Here is a 16,452-nt window from a genome sequence, read left to right as displayed (position 1 = left end):
CATAAGAAGGGAACTGTTTTGATGAAAGAGATTGAATTAAAGCTCAAGGGACACATTAAACGTTTAACAAACGAAACGTTTAAATTCGATGAAAGAATTAAGGATGGATGGTTTTCAGCCGTATATTTCCTTAAAACGAAAGAAATCACAAAAGCCTTCAAGGCTGATAATATTATTACGATGCAATTTTTTCAAAAAGAGCATGCTGTATTATGTGGTACAGATGAAGTAATTGCATTAATTCATACCTTTGCAGATGAACCTGAGAAATTAGAAATTCATTCGTTAAAGGATGGAGACAAGATTACTCCATTTGAAACAGTTTTGACTATTACAGGACCTTATCAAAACTTCGGATATTTAGAAGGAATTATTGATGGGATCTTTTCAAGAAGAACCTCGGTTTCAACCAATGTCTATAATGTGGTCAAGGCAGCAAAAGTATCTGGTGTTCAGAAGCCAGTTATTTTTATGGGGGATCGTGATGATCATTACACTCAACAAGCTGGTGACGGATATGCTGCATTTATAGGAGGCTCCACTGCGCAGGCAACTCATGCTATGAGTGAATGGTGGGGCAAGAAGGGGATGGGCACAATGCCACATGCTTTAATTCAACTGTTTGATGGTGATATTGTTGAAGCTGCTAAGGCATATCATGCAAGATTCCCAGAAGATGAGTTAATCGTTCTTGTTGATTATAATAACGATTGTATAGAAGATGCCCTAAAAGTTGCTAGAGAATTCGGTGATAAGCTTAAGGCGGTCCGTGTAGATACATCAAGAACCATGATTGATCAGCATTTTATTCGTCATCCTGAACTTATGGGAACATTTGATCCAAGAGGAGTAAACGCTCAGCTTATTTTTGCCTTGAGAGAAGCTTTGGATTCAGAAGGTTTTTCTCATGTAAAAATAGTGGTGAGTGGTGGCTTTAATGAAAAACGTATTACAGAATTTGAAGAAGCACATGCACCAGTAGATATGTATGGTGTAGGTGGTAGCTTATTAAAGATAAATATCGGTTTCACAGGTGACAATGTCATATTAAATGGTCAACCAAGTGCCAAAGCCGGAAGGAAATACCGTCCCAATCCAAAACTAGAAATAGTTGAACATGAATTAATACAATACAGCAAATAGGGAGAAACTACTGGTGGAAACATTCCACCAGTTTTTTTTATAAGGCCTTTTTGTAAAGGCTGTTTTCTCATAGTTTTTGTTTAGGTCATAAAACATTGAAATGGAAGTTATACAAGCAGGCTGAATACACGTAGACTCCAGCGGGACCAGTGGCCAAAGTGAGACCACAGGAGCATGAGCGACGAGTAGGCTCACTGGTCACCCGCCGAACGCGGAGTGTATTCAGCCTGCGGCTCAGCGAATGAAAATCCCCATTGTATCACAGAGTGTCTTTAAGAAATTTTACCTAGTTATAATATACGTAGTCACCAGATTTAATTAATGCTATAATGAAAAAATGCGGGTTGATTGATGCCTTATCTTTTTAGTGATTTTTATTAGTTTTGGCTGTTGGAAAATGAATACATAATCGTTGAGTAATAAGCCAACAGTAACAATAACATAACAACTAGCATTTTATGTAATCATCCCCATCATATGAGTTCAAATTAGCAAAAATAGATGAATATCATATACTGTTTACAGATAGACGATTGTTGGAGGTTCTTTATATGACAGTTTACCATTTTGTTGGCATTAAGGGCACTGGCATGAGTTCTTTAGCTCAAGTACTTCATGATATGAATTTTGAAGTACAAGGATCAGATGTAGAAAAGCGCTTCTTTACCCAAAAACCTTTAGAGGAACGTGGCATACGAATCCTTCCATTTAGCAAAGACAATATTACATCAAATCAAATTGTTATTGCAGGTAATGCTTTCCCAGATACACATGAAGAAATAAGCGCTGCTACAGAGCTAGGAATTCCAGTGGTAAGATATCACCGTTTCTTAGGTGATTTCATGCAAAAATATACAAGTATCGGCGTAACTGGTTCACATGGAAAAACATCAACAACCGGCCTTTTAGCTCATGTTATGCAAGGAGCGGAACCAACTTCATATTTAATCGGAGATGGTTCAGGTCAAGGTGCGGAAAATAATAAGTACTTTGTTTTTGAAGCTTGTGAATACCGACGCCACTTTCTAAGCTACCATCCTGATTATGCGATTATGACCAATATTGATTTTGATCATCCTGATTATTTCGCAAATGTTGAAGATGTTTTTAGTGCGTTTCAAGAAATGGCATTACAAGTTAAAAAAGGAATTATTGCATGTGGTGATGATGAACATCTTCAAAGTATCCGTGCAAATGTTCCAGTTGTTTTTTATGGATTTGCTGAAGATAATGACTTTCAAGCAAGAAACGTAAATAAAACAACTGAAGGTTCAACTTTTGATGTTTTTGTTCGTAATACTTTTTATGCTTCGTTCTCAATTAGAGGCTATGGAGATCATAATGTATTGAATGCATTAGCTGTCATTGCATTATGTCAATATGAAAATATTGATGTATCGATTATTCAAGAACGACTAGACACATTCCAAGGTGTAAAGAGAAGGTTCTCTGAGAAGAAGATAGGGGGACAAATCTTAATAGATGATTATGCCCATCATCCTACTGAGATTAACGCTACAATAGAAGCTGCTAGACAAAAGTATCCAGAAAGAGAAATTGTCGCCGTGTTTCAACCCCATACTTTTACGAGAACTCTTACATTCTTAAATGAATTTGCTTCAAGCTTGAGTAATGCTGATAAAGTGTATCTTTGTGATATATTCGGTTCAGCAAGAGAAAACCATGGCAAACTTTCAATTCAAGATTTAAAAGATAAGATTGGAAATGCATCACTTATTGATGAAGCTGACACTGCTGTGCTTAAGCAGCATGATAACAGTGTATTAATCTTTATGGGTGCAGGAGATATTCAAAAGTTTCAAGAAGCTTATGAAAATGTATTAATATAGTGAAAACAAGAAGAGGATTAAATCGGTTGAAAATCGACTTAATCCTCTTTTTTTTGTGGGACAAATTCTGTCCCGTTTGCGGTGCCTGGCACCCCCAAATTATTTTAAGTTTTCAGGATTTAACTTTTCTAATTCACTTATGACAAATCTGCCATCTTTTCGAATTAAGACATCATCAAAATACATTTCTCCGCCACCATACTCAGGACGTTGGATGTTTACCATATCCCAGTGAATATTTGACGAGTTACCGTTAAATGCATCGTCATAGCACTGGCCAGGTGTAAAGTGGAAACTACCATCAATTTTTTCATCGAAAAGAATATCTTGCATTGGGTGAAGAATATAAGGATTTACTCCAATTGCGAATTCTCCAATAAATCTTGCGCCTTCATCCGTATCAAATATCTTTGTGATTCTTTCAGTATCGTTGGCTGTTGCTTCAATAATTTTTCCATCTTTGAAAGTGAGCTTCACGTTCTCAAATGTAAATCCTTGATATGGTGATGGAGTGTTATAAGTAATTGTCCCGTTAACAGAATCTCTAACTGGTGCTGTATAAACCTCTCCATCTGGAATATTCATTTGGCCAGCACACTTGATTGCTGGAATGTCCTTAATTGAAAACTGTAAATCAGTACCAGGACCAGTAATCCGAACTTTATCAGTTTTATTCATAAGTTCAACAAGTGAATCCATTGCCTCACTCATTTTTCCATAATCTAAATTACATACATTAAAGTAGAAATCTTCAAACCCTTCTGTACTCATCTTTGCCAATTGAGCCATTGAAGAAGTTGGATAACGTAACACAACCCATTTTGTTTTTGGAACTCTTATATCCCTATGTACCTTTTTACCAATGGTATTTCCAGAAATCTTCATTTTATCATCTGGTACATCTGCAAGTTCATTAATGTTATCACCTGAACGTAACCCAATGTATGCATCCATATTACTCATTACATTTGCTTCATACTCAGCAATCATATTAAATTGTTCTTCCTGAGCCCCGAGAAGTAATGCGCGGTCTACCTGATGGTCTTTCAGTAACACAAAGGGATAGCCCCCTGCTTTGTATGCTTCATTTACTAATGCCGTTACTAGCTCACGCTGTAGACCGAAATTCTCAATTAATACTTTTTCCCCTTTTTGTAGGCGTACAGAATAATTTATTAAATTTCTTGCCAAAGTTTCTATGCGATTATCTTTCATCAAAAAGCCTCCATCTACTAAAATAAGATACCTGTATATTGTAACCTAATCTGTGATAATTGTTTAATAATAGGTCGGATTTATAGGCTAGTAACAAGACATTTAAATAGAGGGGAGGAGTTGATAGAACTTATGTCGAAGTTAAATATAAACCTGTTTAGTCAAATCATATAAAATGAATCAAAATACTCACAAAGAAAAAAGAATTAAAAAATATTGAAGGCTATAGGTTTTGAATTGCATTTTCTAGGGTAAAGAATTAATGTATCATTAAAGAGGGGGTGTAAATCATGATCATAATCGTATACATAAGTGTGGCCATTGTTGCTTTGGCATTCTTGGTCCTTGTCATATACTTAGGAAAAACATTGAAATCGTTGCAGCTAACTTTAAATCAAGTTGCTGGTACCTTATCAGGTCTTGAACAACAAATGAAAGGCATTACATCGGAAACAGCAGTTCTTTTACAAAAAACAAACCTTCTAGCTGACGATTTACAAAAGAAATCTGAAAGTTTAAATCCTGTAGTTGACGCTGTCAAAGATGTTGGTGTCTCAATTCAAAAGTTCAACGGTTCGATTCAAGAGGTTTCAGAATCAGTTACATATCAGCTTCATAAAAATCAGGAGAAAGTATCACAGGTCGTTCAATGGGGGAATGTTGTAATAGATATTTGGGATATGTGGAAAGATAAAAAACAGAAACAACCATTAATGCATAAGAATGATGTAGACCATTAATATACAGGTCTAGATTACTTATATAATTAAAATTTTTAAGGGGGATGAACAACAATGGGTAAAAAAGGTATGAGTGGCAAGGATTTTCTAACCGGTTCAATTATTGGTGGAGTTATTGGAGCAGCAACTGCGTTATTTTTAACTCCAAAATCTGGAAAAGAGCTTCGTGAAAATTTAACTGAACAGGCGAGTGTAGTCAAAGAAAAAACTGACCAATTAAAAAATACCGCAATTGACAAAGGAACAGGCATTGCTGAGGTGGCTAAAGAGAAAACGGCACACTTAACAGAAGTGGCGAAAGAAAAATCAGCACACCTGACTAATGTTGTATCAGAGCAATCGTCACAGATTTATAATAAGGTGAAAGATTATAGTAATAAAACAGCTGAGGAAGCAAAAGAGGCAGTTGACACTGCTCAAGAAACTGTCCAGGAGGCTACTGAAGAAGCAGTTAATTCTACAATCAGTGGGACAGAGGAATTTCAACGAAAACTAGCAGAAACACAAAAAGCGTTGGAAGATGCTGAAAATAAATAATCACTAAGACGAGAAGGAGGTGGAATTTACTTCACCTCTCTTTTTTCGTACAAAGGAGAAGTAAAATGACACAAGTGAAAATTGAAACAGTTGAAGAATTTGCAGAAGTTGTGCAGCAAAATGAAAAAGTTTTGTTGATCAAACATAGTTTAACTTGTCCGGTTAGTCTGGCAGCATTTGATGAATATGAAGCATTTATGAAGGAAAATCCTGAAGTGAAATCATATTATTTATATGTTCAAGAAGCTAGACCATTATCAAACTACATAGCCGATGAATATGGAGTTAAACATGAATCACCACAGGCTTTAGTGTTTGAAAATAATTCAGTTTCTTGGAATGCTTCACATTGGAAAATAACGAAAACTTCTTTAGCAGAAATAATGGCATAATAAAAAGAACTGTTCCTTACTGTGCAACGCCGGGCATATAAAGGGAACAGTTTTTTTGCACGTTTTTCTATATACTGAGTAAACTAACAAGATCTAATAGACATATTCTCCTTGCTTACATAGGCTTTATCATGTACTATATTCAAAATACACTAATATTTTTAATGATTTAGAATCATTTATAATACTTTATCGCTTAAAAGCGTTTAAATGTTAAAGTTTCTTAGTGACAATCATTACTTTATGTTTTATAATAAGCCTAATCAAAGATAATCACATGTTTTAAAGTTGAGAGAGGATGAGAGAGATGAGTAACGCGGAACTTGATATACTTCGTGACAAAGTAGATGAAATTAATTTAAAATTATTAGATTTAATCAATGAGCGAGCACACCTAGTTCAAGAAATCGGTAAAGCTAAAGAGGTACAGGGTGTTAATCAATACGACCCAGTGCGTGAACGTCATATGTTAAATTTAATCAATGAAAATAATAATGGACCGTTTGAAACATCTACATTACAACATATTTTTAAAGAAATTTTCAAAGCAGGTCTTGAGCTTCAAAAGGATGATCACCGAAAGGCTCTTCTAGTATCTAGGAAGAAAAAGCCTGAAAATACGATTGTAGACATTAAAGGTGAAAAAATTGGGGACGGAAGTCAATACTTTGTAGTTGGCCCATGTGCTGTGGAAAGCTATGAACAAGTTGCAGCAGTAGCAGCTGTTGCTAAATCTCAAGGGTTAAAGCTACTTCGTGGTGGTGCATATAAACCTAGAACTTCACCATATGATTTCCAAGGACTTGGTTTAGAAGGATTAAAAATACTAAAGCGTGTAGCTGATGAGTATGATATGGCTACGATTAGTGAAATCGTCAACCCTGCAGACATTGAAAAGGCAATTGACTATATTGATGTCATTCAAATTGGTGCTCGGAATATGCAAAACTTTGATTTACTTAAAGCTGCAGGTCAGGTTAACAAACCAGTATTATTAAAAAGAGGTTTAGCTGCAACACTTGATGAATTTATTAATGCAGCTGAATATATTATCTCACAAGGAAATGGTCAAATTATTCTTTGTGAACGTGGAATTAGAACATATGAAAGAGCGACAAGAAACACGCTTGATATTTCTGCTGTTCCGATCTTAAAGCAAGAAACACATTTACCGGTTATGGTTGATGTTACACATTCAACTGGTAGACGTGATCTATTAATTCCGTGTGCAAAAGCAGCACTTGCGATTGGTGCAGACGGCGTTATGGCAGAGGTTCATCCAGATCCAGCGGTAGCTCTTTCAGATTCTGCACAGCAAATGGATTTTGATCAATTCAATGAATACATTACTCAATTAAAAAAATTAGCTGCTGTTAAAGCATAACAGTAAAAAGCTGACAATCAAATGTCAGCTTTTTTTTGTGGAGAAAATCAAAAATCTCAAAGAATTAAGATGACGAGAGGTCTCATGTAAATAATCAATCTGGAAACTGAGTAGTAATGAGCTTCTACTTTTAAAAGAGTGTGATTAAACGCTTACACTAAAAAATAGCCCAATATATTGAAAGTTTTTCACAAAATGTATGTAAAGTCGTTGCGATAACGGGTATTGTGTCGTATGATTACATACATAAAGTATGAAAATTTGACATAAAGGTAAAGTTTCTTTATGAATAAAATCAACAAGTAGGCCAAATAAGTAATGATTATGACTATATATACTCATACTAATAAATATTGAATGTACGTATAAGGAGTGTTGTCGATGAATGTCACAATATATGATGTAGCAAGAGAAGCCAATGTTTCCATGGCAACTGTTTCACGCGTAGTTAACGGAAATCCAAATGTTAAACCGACAACAAGGAAAAAAGTGTTAGAGGCGATTGATCGATTAGGATATCGTCCAAATGCGGTAGCACGTGGCTTAGCTAGCAAAAAAACAACAACTGTTGGTGTTATTATTCCGGATATTTCAAGTATCTTTTATTCAGAATTAGCACGTGGAATCGAAGATATTGCAACCATGTATAAATATAATATTATCCTAAGTAATTCTGATCAAAATAAAGAAAAGGAATTACATCTTTTAAATACAATGCTTGGTAAACAGGTAGATGGAATTGTGTTTATGGGCGGTAATATAACTGAAGAGCATGTATATGAGTTTGAAAGATCACCAGCTCCAATTGTGTTAGCTGCGTCAATAGAAGGTAGTAAAAAGATTCCTTCTGTTACAATAAATTATGAGCAAGCAGCATATGACGCTATAGCAGCGTTAATTCAAAAGGGCCATAAGAAGATTGCATTTGTTTCTGGACCAGTTGAGGAACAAGTGGGTGTGGAAAAATTTGCTGGATATCGTCGCGCCCTTGAGGAAGCTGGTTTAACGTTTGTTGAAGAGTTTGTGGTTGAAGGTGATTATAGTTATGAATCTGGAATGGAAGCATTCGAAAAGATTCAAGAACTTTCTGATAGGCCTTCTGCTGTTTTTGTTAGCACAGATGAAATGGCTCTTGGTGTAATCCATGGTGCAACAGATATGGGAATTTCTGTTCCTGGGGATGTTGAAATTATAGGCTTTGATAATACTCGACTTGCAACTATGGTGCGACCACGTCTTACAACGGTTGTTCAACCAATGTATGATATCGGGGCAGTAGCCATGAGACTATTAACAAAGTTTATGAACAAAGAAATCGTTGAAAATCATATCGTCGAGTTACCTCATCGAATTGAATATCGTCAATCAATGATTGAAAAGGAATAATACAAATGCTTTGTAAAATCAGGAGGCTACCCATTAACCATTGGGATAGCCTCCTTTTTATACATATCAAAACACTACGACACTTTAATTATTTCTTATAGTAAATAGTGCTTTCGAAACTGTATTCGCATTTTTTTCAGTGATTTCTTGTTTGCGTGGGATAGGTTGATATAAATTGATTGGGTCATCCCAAAATTTTGGAATAGTGACTGGAGCTTGGCTTTGCCATTTGTTAATCCAATCCTCTGGTAGCTGACTTTCAATTTTAGTCATTTGTTCTGTCATCTCAAGCCAAATTAATGACCAAGCTCTTGGGACAACTCTCCATATGTCATAGCCACCCCCACCAACAGCAATCCATCTCCCATTACAGTATTCATGTGCTAATTGATGTGCGAGTCTAGGGATTTCACGATATATTTTCATTGTTGTAGATAGATGTGTTAAGGGGTCGTAGTAATGTGAATCAACTCCATTTTGAGTTAGAATTACATCAGGCTTAAAGAATTTTATTACTTCTGTTAGACCGGTAGTATAAGCATCTAACCATGACTCATCCTCAGTAAATGCATCCAAAGGAATATTAAAAGAATAGCCATACCCTTTACCTGATCCCCGTTCATTTACATTGCCTGTTCCAGGAAAAAGGTATCTGCCAGTTTCATGAATCGAGAAGGTACAAACGGTAGGGTCATCATAAAAAGCCCACTGAACACCATCTCCGTGATGAGCATCTGTATCTACATATAACACCCGAGCTTGATATTTTTGTTGAATATACTTGATGGCCACTGCACTGTCATTATAAATACAAAAGCCTGACGCTTTTCCGCGAAATCCATGATGAAGTCCACCGCCAATACTTAGAGCATGAGTTGCATTGCCATTCATCACAAAGTCAACTGCAGTTAGTGTTGCACCTACTAGTAAGGAACTTGCTTCATGCATGTTGGGGAAAATAGGTGTATCTTCAGTTCCAAGTCCATAATTTGCAGCAATATCTAAAGCTAAATCCCCTTTACTTGCGAGTTTCACTGCCTCAATATATTTCGGATCATGTAAAAGTGAAAGCTCATCATCGTTGGCAATACGGGGAGTAACGATCATAGAATCATTCAGTGCATCCACGCTTTTTAGAAGGTCATAGGTTAATTGAACTCTCAATTGATTAAACGGATGTGTATCGTTAAATTTATACGTTGAAAAAAGTTCTGAATAAATAAAAACGGAAGACTTACTCATGTAAAAACTCCTGGTCACTAGGCCATAAAACAGTATAGCCATTCTTTTTCAATTCTGAAACGATTCTGGTTGTATCCATTGTTTGAACCCTGAACACTAGAATCTTATATCGGACGTCTTGTTCAGGATAAATAAGCACACTTGCAATATTAATATTGAATTTTTTTAAAATGACCGCAACGTCAGCAAGCACTCCAGTTTGATTTGCCACTCTAATTTCTAAGTGTGAACTTGGCTGATGTGCTCCGGTAAGCTGAACAAGTGTATACAATATGTCTGTTTCTGTCACGATTCCAACGAGCTTATTATCCTTTTCTATAGGTAGGCAACCAATTTTATGGTCAAAAAAGATGACAGCTGCTTCTTCAACAAAATCCATTGGATGACCTGTGATTACATCTTTAGTCATTATCGTTTGAACAGGTTTTTCAAGGTCTTCCAAGTGCTCATCCTGATGGAAAATAGAGGGACTGACATCCCGGATATCACGGTCACTGATTATCCCTACAATCTTCTGATTACTATCAATAATAGGGATGTGTCTTATATGATGCTGATTCATGAGAGAAAGAGCAGATTTTATCGGTTCCAAAGGAGAGACGGCTATCACGCTTTTTTTCATAATATCTTCTAATATCATGGTATAATCCTCCTTTGTTAATACATAAAACGATTCTTAAATCTTAATTGATCAAATCTTTGGATCGATTCATTATCAATTCGTGTGCCAATCTTAGCCATTAAGCAGTTTGCGGGGTGTGAACTGATTTCTGGATCGTCAGTAGCAAACCATACAAGGCCACCAGCATTCATCATCTTTTCCATCACTTTTCGATATTCCCATACATTTAAACCGGTACCTTTTAAATCCCAATGCCAGTAGTATTCAGTTGTAATAATAATATAATCATTCATTGCATCGTCCATCATCGAAACCTGTAGCAGATTCTTACCCACAGAATAGCCACGGAAGTCTGGAACCACTTCAATTGCACCTAGTTCTATTAAATTGTCCATTTTACCCTCTGACCATCTTTCCAATGGATCTGGGTAGAGATATGTAACATAGCCAATTATTTTATCTCGATCTCTTGCGATAATGATTCTACCTTCTGGTAAATCAGCAATCTCAACCAATGCCTTTTTTTGTTGTTCAGGTGGACGAAAAGCAACAAGGTCATGGTGAAACTCATAGCTTTCTAGCTTTTTTCCTGAAATTGGGCCTTCAATGATTAAGTTTCCACTAGGCGTCTTTATTTCCTTTGCATTATACGTTTTTCGATGTTCCATCACATCACCACCATGTAAAAGTACTTGTTCCTATTATACATGAAAATAAGGTGAATAAAGCGTTTTCATGATATTTTCTGAAAAATCTTTGACTGTTTAGCTTGTTGCTTTAAAAGCCGCAGGCTGTATACACTCCGCGTCCGGCGGGTGACTAGTGAGCCTCCTCGTCGCTAGTGCTCCTGTGGGGTCTCACTTTGGCCACTGGTCTGAGCAGGAGTCTACGTGTATTCAGCCTGCTAGGTTCTAATAAAAGAATTTTAAAAATTGAGAAAAAAATCCATTTGTACTATAATAGAAGGGTAAAGACTTACATAAGGGGGATTTATGTATGAAAGTGGAAGCGCTACCAGTAATTAAAGGGGATTTTAATTTAAAGAACTATGATGAAATGTATCGTGAATTCAATTGGGGAGAAATTGAAAAACAATTTTCATGGTCTGAAACTGGAAAGGTGAATATGGCGTATGAAGCAATTGATCGCCATGCACAAGGAGAGCGAAAAAACAAGGTGGCATTATACTACCGTGATCCTTCAAGGGAAGAAAAGTATACATTTAAAGAAATGAAGGAGATGTCCAATCGAGTTGGAAATCTATTAAAACAGGCTGCGGATGTGGAAAAAGGGGACCGTGTTTTTGTGTTCATGCCAAGATCTCCTGAGTGTTACTTTACAATATTAGGTGCAATAAAATTGGGTGCAATCGTGGGACCATTGTTTGAAGCTTTTATGGAAGGCGCAGTAAAAGACCGGTTAGAAGATAGTGCGGCCAAAGTGATTGTAACAACTCCCGAACTATTAGAAAGAGTACCGTTAGAAGATCTTCCTGCTTTAAAGCATGTGGTACTCGTGGGTGAAAACATAAAAGAAGAAGGACCTATCATAGATTTTTATACAAGAATGAAAAGTGCTAGTAAAGACCTTGAGATTGAGTGGGTAGATCGAAATGATGGCTTAATCCTTCATTACACTTCAGGCTCTACAGGGAAACCAAAGGGAGTCTTACATGTACACAATGCAATGGTACAGCATTATCAAACAGCTAAGTGGGTACTAGACCTAAAAGATGATGATGTATATTGGTGTACTGCAGATCCTGGGTGGGTTACAGGAACTTCTTATGGAATATTTGGACCGTGGTTATCAGGTGTGTCCAATGTGATTTTAGGGGGTCGTTTTAAGCCGGAAACTTGGTATCAAACAATTGAAGAATATGGAGTAACGGTTTGGTATAGTGCTCCAACTGCTTTTCGCATGTTAATGGGAGCGGGAGATGAATTAGTTAAACAATTTGATATGAGTTCATTACGACATATATTAAGCGTTGGAGAACCTTTGAATCCTGAAGTAATCCGCTGGGGAATGAAGGTTTTTAACTTAAGAGTTCATGATACGTGGTGGATGACAGAAACTGGTGGACAGACCATTTGTAATTACCCATGTATGGAAATAAAGCCTGGATCCATGGGCAAACCAATTCCAGGAATAAAAGCAGCGATTGTCGATGATCAAGGTCAGGAGCTTCCGCCATATCGTATGGGTAATTTAGCCATTAAACGAGGCTGGCCATCAATGATGTATACAATTTGGAATAATCAAGCAAAATATGAATCTTATTTTATGCCGGGTGATTGGTATGTATCTGGAGATTCAGCTTATATGGATGAGGAAGGTTACTTCTGGTTCCAGGGACGTATTGATGATGTCATTATGACAAGTGGTGAAAGAGTAGGGCCTTTTGAAGTTGAGAGTAAGCTTGTGGAGCATCCAGCGGTCGCAGAAGCGGGTGTTATCGGGAAACCAGACCCTGTACGAGGAGAAATTATTAAAGCGTTTGTAGCGCTTCGTGATGGTTATGAGGTATCAGAGGAATTGAAAGATGACATTCGTAACTTTGTGAAGAAAGGACTTGCAGCACATGCTGCACCACGTGAAATAGAATTCCGGGATAAGCTACCTAAAACAAGAAGTGGTAAAATTATGAGACGTGTCTTAAAGGCATGGGAATTAGACTTACCAACAGGGGACTTATCAACGATGGAAGATTAAGTACAAAGAGGCTGATCCAAAGCAGAGAATGCACGGGTCAGCCTCTTTGTTATATCAAAAAGAGGTAGACGAATGTGTCTACCTCTTAAGAAAATCCGGTGTTTTTAGTTTTGATCTTGTTCGCCTTGACCCTCAGGTTTCGGAGGTTGAGGCTTCTCCTCAGGAGGATTGACCTCTTCAGGAGGGGCTGGTTCCACTGGTGGAGGCTCAGGTGGAGCCTCCACTTTGGGTTTTTCTTGTTGATAATCACCAGATTTAACAAGTGTACTTTGTGATAATGGTGTCTCATTTCCGTTTACATCAACTGCTGTTACATAATAGGCAGCAATTGAATTACCGACATTAAATTGAAGTGTATCTCTAGCAGGAACACTGCCAATTCGCTTGAAATCTGTCGTGAAATTGTTCGCACGATAAATACGATATCCGAGCACATCATTATGATCATGCTTTTTCCACCATAAAGTACTACCAGCAATTGATGCATTAACTGTCGAAGGGACAGCGCCATTGTCAGTTACTTCTTTATCTTCTGTGATAACTAAATTTTTCCACTTTGCAGTGTTAGGTAAAATCTTCTCTATCGCTTTTGTATCTGTTAATTTGTGATACTCTAAGAATTCCTTCTTAATCATTACGCCTTCTTGTACAAACTCTGCAGGAGCATTAGCTGGTACACGATATGCTTTATCATCAACTACTATATATTTTCCTTTTGTTAAACTATCATCGACCTTAGTTGGTACGAATTTCGCATTGAAGATGTCTGATTCTACTAGTCCTGCTTCGCTACATAACGCAGAAGGAATTAATCCTGATAAAACACAATATGAGCGTCGAACAATCCCTCCAGGCATTTTAAATGACGCCTCAGGATCGACGAGGTCTGGTCGGATGTCATAGGCAGCATTCATTAATTTCGCCCATAGCATGATATTACGTTGTGAGTAGCCAACACCTTTATAAGTGTTATCAACTGGTTTTGGTGTGTCATAACCCATCCAAGTACCAAATGATACATTTGGATTGGTAGCAACGAACCAAACATCTTTCAAATCTTGACCAGTTCCTGTTTTACCAGCCCAATCAGAATTGAATTTAAGATGGCTGTATAATGATGTAGCAGTTCCACTTCTTATAACGTCTCTCATCGTATCAATCGTTAAATAAGCTGTTTGTGGCGAGAATACGTCTACTGCTTCAACTTTGTGTTCATAGACAATATCCCCATCTTTAGTCGTGATTTTCTCAATCATATATCCATCAATGAATTTTCCTTCATTCGCAAATGTCGCATATGCATTGACATTTTCTTCAACCGATACCCCATAAGTTAATCCACCTAATGAAACTGCATAAGCATGTTCATCTTCATCAACTAATGATGTAAAGCCCATTTTTTCTAAGAAGGTAAGTGGTCTTCGGTTAAAGTTATCAACATAAGCTTTAACAGCTGGAACATTTCGAGATAATTTTAACGCATGTCGTACAGACATTAATCCCTTATAATCATATGCTCCCCCATAGTTGTGAACTTGTTTTGGGCTACCAGGGTATTTATAAGGAACATCTGCTAGTACTGAGCCAGGTTGAAGTGTCCCGTATTCAAATGCTGGGGCATAATCAAGTAAAGGCTTCATTGTTGAACCATTTGGACGAATTGCCTTTGTTGCGTGATTTAATTCTTCTCTATTAAAATCACGACCTCCAACAAAGCTAATAATCTTTCCAGTTTTATTTTCAATTAAAACTGCACCAGTTTCAAGTGGTTCAAAAACGGCTTCACCAGTTTCTGGATCTGGCTTTTTATTTTTCTTATCGTTGCCATAGTAAGCAAATTCATCGACCACTTTTTGAAAAGAATCATAAATGTTTTTATCAATTGTGGTGTAAATACGATACCCATTTTGACGTAGTTGCTTAAGAGCTTCGGAATTGTAATAGCTTTTTAGCTCTTCATCAGCGTCTAGGTCACTCTGTTCATATCCATCTTCTTCGGCAATTTTATAGATTAAGATATTTGCAGCTCTTTCTTCGACTTCTGCAGTTAACCAAGGATAATCATCACGTGATGAGTTCAAAGGTTTTATTAATTGTGATCTTAAATCAAACGCCAAAGCTTCTTCATATTGCTCTTGGGTAATAAATTTTGCTGATAGCATTCTCCTTAAGACAGTATTCATTCTTTCTAAACCAGGTTCTAGATTATCTTTTACGTAAAGACCTTCTGCGTTAGGTTTATTATAAAATGGAGTGTGTGCATATGGATTTTGTGGAATGCCTGCTATAAAAGCCGCTTGAGCAATTGTTAAATCCTTTGCTTCTACACCAAAAAGTCCTTTAGCTGCTGCTTGTACACCAGCAATATTTCGACCATTTGAGTTTCTTCCGAAAGAAACGATATTTAGATAAGCTTCTAAAATATCATCTTTTTCAAAGAATTTCTCTAAACGCATTGCTAGTAGAATTTCTTTTGCTTTTCGATCAAACGATACTTCATTTGTTAATATTTGATTTTTAATTAATTGTTGGGTAAGTGTACTTCCCCCACTTTGCATTGGAGAATTTGTGACTTCCTGTAGGAGGGCACGCATAATCGCTTTAGGTACTACCCCATTATGCTCATAAAAATACTCGTCCTCTGTCGCAATTACAGCGTTAATTAAATGAGGGGAAATTTCACTTAAGTCAACTTCCTCACGTTCGAGGTCAGTTCGTAATGTACCTAAATAAATATCATGATCAAAGTAAACTTCTGTTGTTTCTTCATAGTTGTAAATATCTTTTTGCATACTTTCATAAGCTCTAACAGGTTCTGTTTTCACTAGTGAAGCGAAATATCCTGCGCCAACACCACCAGCAAAAGATAGTCCTATTAAACCTATAATGAGGAAAATTAAGAATAAGTTCCAAATCACGTTATATGTAATTCTTATTCCTTTCCAGGCTTGTTTATTTGTAAGAACTTGTCCGAACGATTGTAGTCGTTCCTTCCACTGAGATTTATTAAAATTCATATCATCAGCCCCCTAAAATCATGTACATTATAGCATAAAGAGGGAAGGAAGTATTATATTTTTCGCAATTTCCATTATTTTATTTGACATAAACTTACCTTTTATGATAAAAAGACATTAATATGATTATGCAATGAGAGGTCAAAGTAGTGTATAACTTCCATGTCCCAGAGAGCTGATGGTTGGTGTGAATCAGTACATAGGTTAAC

At 36.7% G+C, this 16,452-nt stretch carries 13 protein-coding genes and 1 other annotated feature (1 of these 14 cut by a window edge); of the genes, 8 read left to right on the top strand and 5 right to left on the bottom strand.

Features of this window, described 5'->3' with window-relative positions; all coding sequences use genetic code 11:
- Nucleotides 1-21 precede the first annotated feature (21 nt).
- On the top strand, nt 22-1,143 hold the full coding sequence (locus BLQ56_RS00905; protein WP_090850015.1) for a nicotinate phosphoribosyltransferase: 1,122 nt from the start codon (nt 22-24) through the stop codon (nt 1,141-1,143).
- 551 nt (nt 1,144-1,694) lie between these two features.
- Nucleotides 1,695-2,993, top strand: a complete 1,299-nt coding sequence (gene murC, locus BLQ56_RS00900; RefSeq protein ID WP_090849254.1) for a UDP-N-acetylmuramate--L-alanine ligase — start codon at nt 1,695-1,697, stop codon at nt 2,991-2,993.
- A 99-nt stretch (nt 2,994-3,092) separates the two neighbouring features.
- On the opposite strand, the gene BLQ56_RS00895 is transcribed toward murC, so the two are convergent.
- On the bottom strand, nt 3,093-4,208 hold the full coding sequence (locus tag BLQ56_RS00895) for an aminopeptidase (RefSeq protein ID WP_090849253.1): 1,116 nt from the start codon (nt 4,206-4,208) through the stop codon (nt 3,093-3,095).
- Nucleotides 4,209-4,498: 290 nt separating this feature from the next.
- On the opposite strand from BLQ56_RS00895, the gene BLQ56_RS00890 reads away from it, so the two are divergent.
- The 5 genes from BLQ56_RS00890 to ccpA all read left to right on the top strand — a co-directional run bounded on the left by BLQ56_RS00890 (nt 4,499) and on the right by ccpA (nt 8,647).
- Nucleotides 4,499-4,948 carry a DUF948 domain-containing protein gene (locus BLQ56_RS00890; protein WP_090849251.1) on the top strand — a complete coding sequence of 150 codons (450 nt, stop codon included), beginning with the start codon at nt 4,499-4,501 and terminating at the stop codon, nt 4,946-4,948.
- Between the two features lie 54 nt (nt 4,949-5,002).
- Nucleotides 5,003-5,485: a YtxH domain-containing protein gene (locus tag BLQ56_RS00885; protein ID WP_090849250.1), complete on the top strand. Its 483-nt coding sequence runs from the start codon at nt 5,003-5,005 to the stop codon at nt 5,483-5,485.
- Between the two features lie 65 nt (nt 5,486-5,550).
- Entirely contained in the window at nt 5,551-5,877 is a 327-nt protein-coding gene (gene ytxJ / locus BLQ56_RS00880; protein ID WP_090849248.1) for a bacillithiol system redox-active protein YtxJ, read from the top strand.
- Between the two features lie 307 nt (nt 5,878-6,184).
- Nucleotides 6,185-7,261: a bifunctional 3-deoxy-7-phosphoheptulonate synthase/chorismate mutase gene (locus BLQ56_RS00875; protein ID WP_090849246.1), complete on the top strand. Its 1,077-nt coding sequence runs from the start codon at nt 6,185-6,187 to the stop codon at nt 7,259-7,261.
- A 381-nt stretch (nt 7,262-7,642) separates the two neighbouring features.
- Entirely contained in the window at nt 7,643-8,647 is a 1,005-nt protein-coding gene (ccpA, locus tag BLQ56_RS00870) for a catabolite control protein A (protein WP_090849244.1), read from the top strand.
- 84 nt (nt 8,648-8,731) lie between these two features.
- Here ccpA and BLQ56_RS00865 read toward each other — a convergent pair whose 3' ends face one another.
- Genes BLQ56_RS00865 through BLQ56_RS00855 form a run of 3 tightly spaced genes read right to left on the bottom strand, consistent with a single transcriptional unit; the run spans nt 8,732 to nt 11,179 of the window.
- A complete protein-coding gene (locus BLQ56_RS00865) occupies nt 8,732-9,889 on the bottom strand; it encodes an acetoin utilization protein AcuC (protein WP_090849242.1) in 1,158 nt (385 codons plus the stop codon).
- Nucleotides 9,882-10,529 carry an acetoin utilization AcuB family protein gene (locus BLQ56_RS00860; protein ID WP_090849240.1) on the bottom strand — a complete coding sequence of 216 codons (648 nt, stop codon included), beginning with the start codon at nt 10,527-10,529 and terminating at the stop codon, nt 9,882-9,884. The genes BLQ56_RS00865 and BLQ56_RS00860 overlap by 8 nt, the downstream gene beginning before the upstream one ends.
- Before the next feature lie 17 nt (nt 10,530-10,546).
- Nucleotides 10,547-11,179, bottom strand: coding sequence for a GNAT family N-acetyltransferase (locus BLQ56_RS00855; RefSeq protein WP_090849238.1), 633 nt, complete (start codon nt 11,177-11,179; stop codon nt 10,547-10,549).
- Between the two features lie 328 nt (nt 11,180-11,507).
- On the opposite strand from BLQ56_RS00855, the gene acsA reads away from it, so the two are divergent.
- Complete coding sequence (gene acsA, locus BLQ56_RS00850) at nt 11,508-13,226, top strand: acetate--CoA ligase (RefSeq protein WP_090849236.1); 1,719 nt, start codon at nt 11,508-11,510, stop codon at nt 13,224-13,226.
- Between the two features lie 104 nt (nt 13,227-13,330).
- Here the strand turns inward: acsA and BLQ56_RS00845 are convergent, their stop codons facing one another.
- Nucleotides 13,331-16,243 carry a transglycosylase domain-containing protein gene (locus tag BLQ56_RS00845; protein ID WP_090849234.1) on the bottom strand — a complete coding sequence of 971 codons (2,913 nt, stop codon included), beginning with the start codon at nt 16,241-16,243 and terminating at the stop codon, nt 13,331-13,333.
- 124 nt (nt 16,244-16,367) lie between these two features.
- Nucleotides 16,368-16,452 (top strand) — a binding site (T-box leader) (it continues 148 nt past the right edge of the window).

The sequence above is a fragment of the Litchfieldia salsa genome (genome assembly GCF_900104555.1).
Classification (GTDB): Bacteria; Bacillota; Bacilli; order Bacillales; family Bacillaceae_L; genus Litchfieldia; species Litchfieldia salsa.
The sequence above is the reverse complement of the archived record's forward strand: the minus strand, read 5'-3'. Positions and strand labels throughout refer to the sequence as shown.

Coding starts and splice junctions, on each gene's coding strand:
- ccpA (WP_090849244.1), top strand. CDS start 7,643: ATGAATGTCACAATATATGATGTAGCAAGAGAAGCCAATGTTTCCATG.
- murC (WP_090849254.1), top strand. CDS start 1,695: ATGACAGTTTACCATTTTGTTGGCATTAAGGGCACTGGCATGAGTTCT.
- BLQ56_RS00865 (WP_090849242.1), bottom strand. CDS start 9,889: ATGAGTAAGTCTTCCGTTTTTATTTATTCAGAACTTTTTTCAACGTAT.
- BLQ56_RS00895 (WP_090849253.1), bottom strand. CDS start 4,208: ATGAAAGATAATCGCATAGAAACTTTGGCAAGAAATTTAATAAATTAT.
- BLQ56_RS00905 (WP_090850015.1), top strand. CDS start 22: ATGAAAGAGATTGAATTAAAGCTCAAGGGACACATTAAACGTTTAACA.
- acsA (WP_090849236.1), top strand. CDS start 11,508: ATGAAAGTGGAAGCGCTACCAGTAATTAAAGGGGATTTTAATTTAAAG.
- BLQ56_RS00845 (WP_090849234.1), bottom strand. CDS start 16,243: ATGAATTTTAATAAATCTCAGTGGAAGGAACGACTACAATCGTTCGGA.
- BLQ56_RS00885 (WP_090849250.1), top strand. CDS start 5,003: ATGGGTAAAAAAGGTATGAGTGGCAAGGATTTTCTAACCGGTTCAATT.
- BLQ56_RS00875 (WP_090849246.1), top strand. CDS start 6,185: ATGAGTAACGCGGAACTTGATATACTTCGTGACAAAGTAGATGAAATT.
- BLQ56_RS00855 (WP_090849238.1), bottom strand. CDS start 11,179: ATGGAACATCGAAAAACGTATAATGCAAAGGAAATAAAGACGCCTAGT.
- BLQ56_RS00860 (WP_090849240.1), bottom strand. CDS start 10,529: ATGATATTAGAAGATATTATGAAAAAAAGCGTGATAGCCGTCTCTCCT.
- ytxJ (WP_090849248.1), top strand. CDS start 5,551: ATGACACAAGTGAAAATTGAAACAGTTGAAGAATTTGCAGAAGTTGTG.
- BLQ56_RS00890 (WP_090849251.1), top strand. CDS start 4,499: ATGATCATAATCGTATACATAAGTGTGGCCATTGTTGCTTTGGCATTC.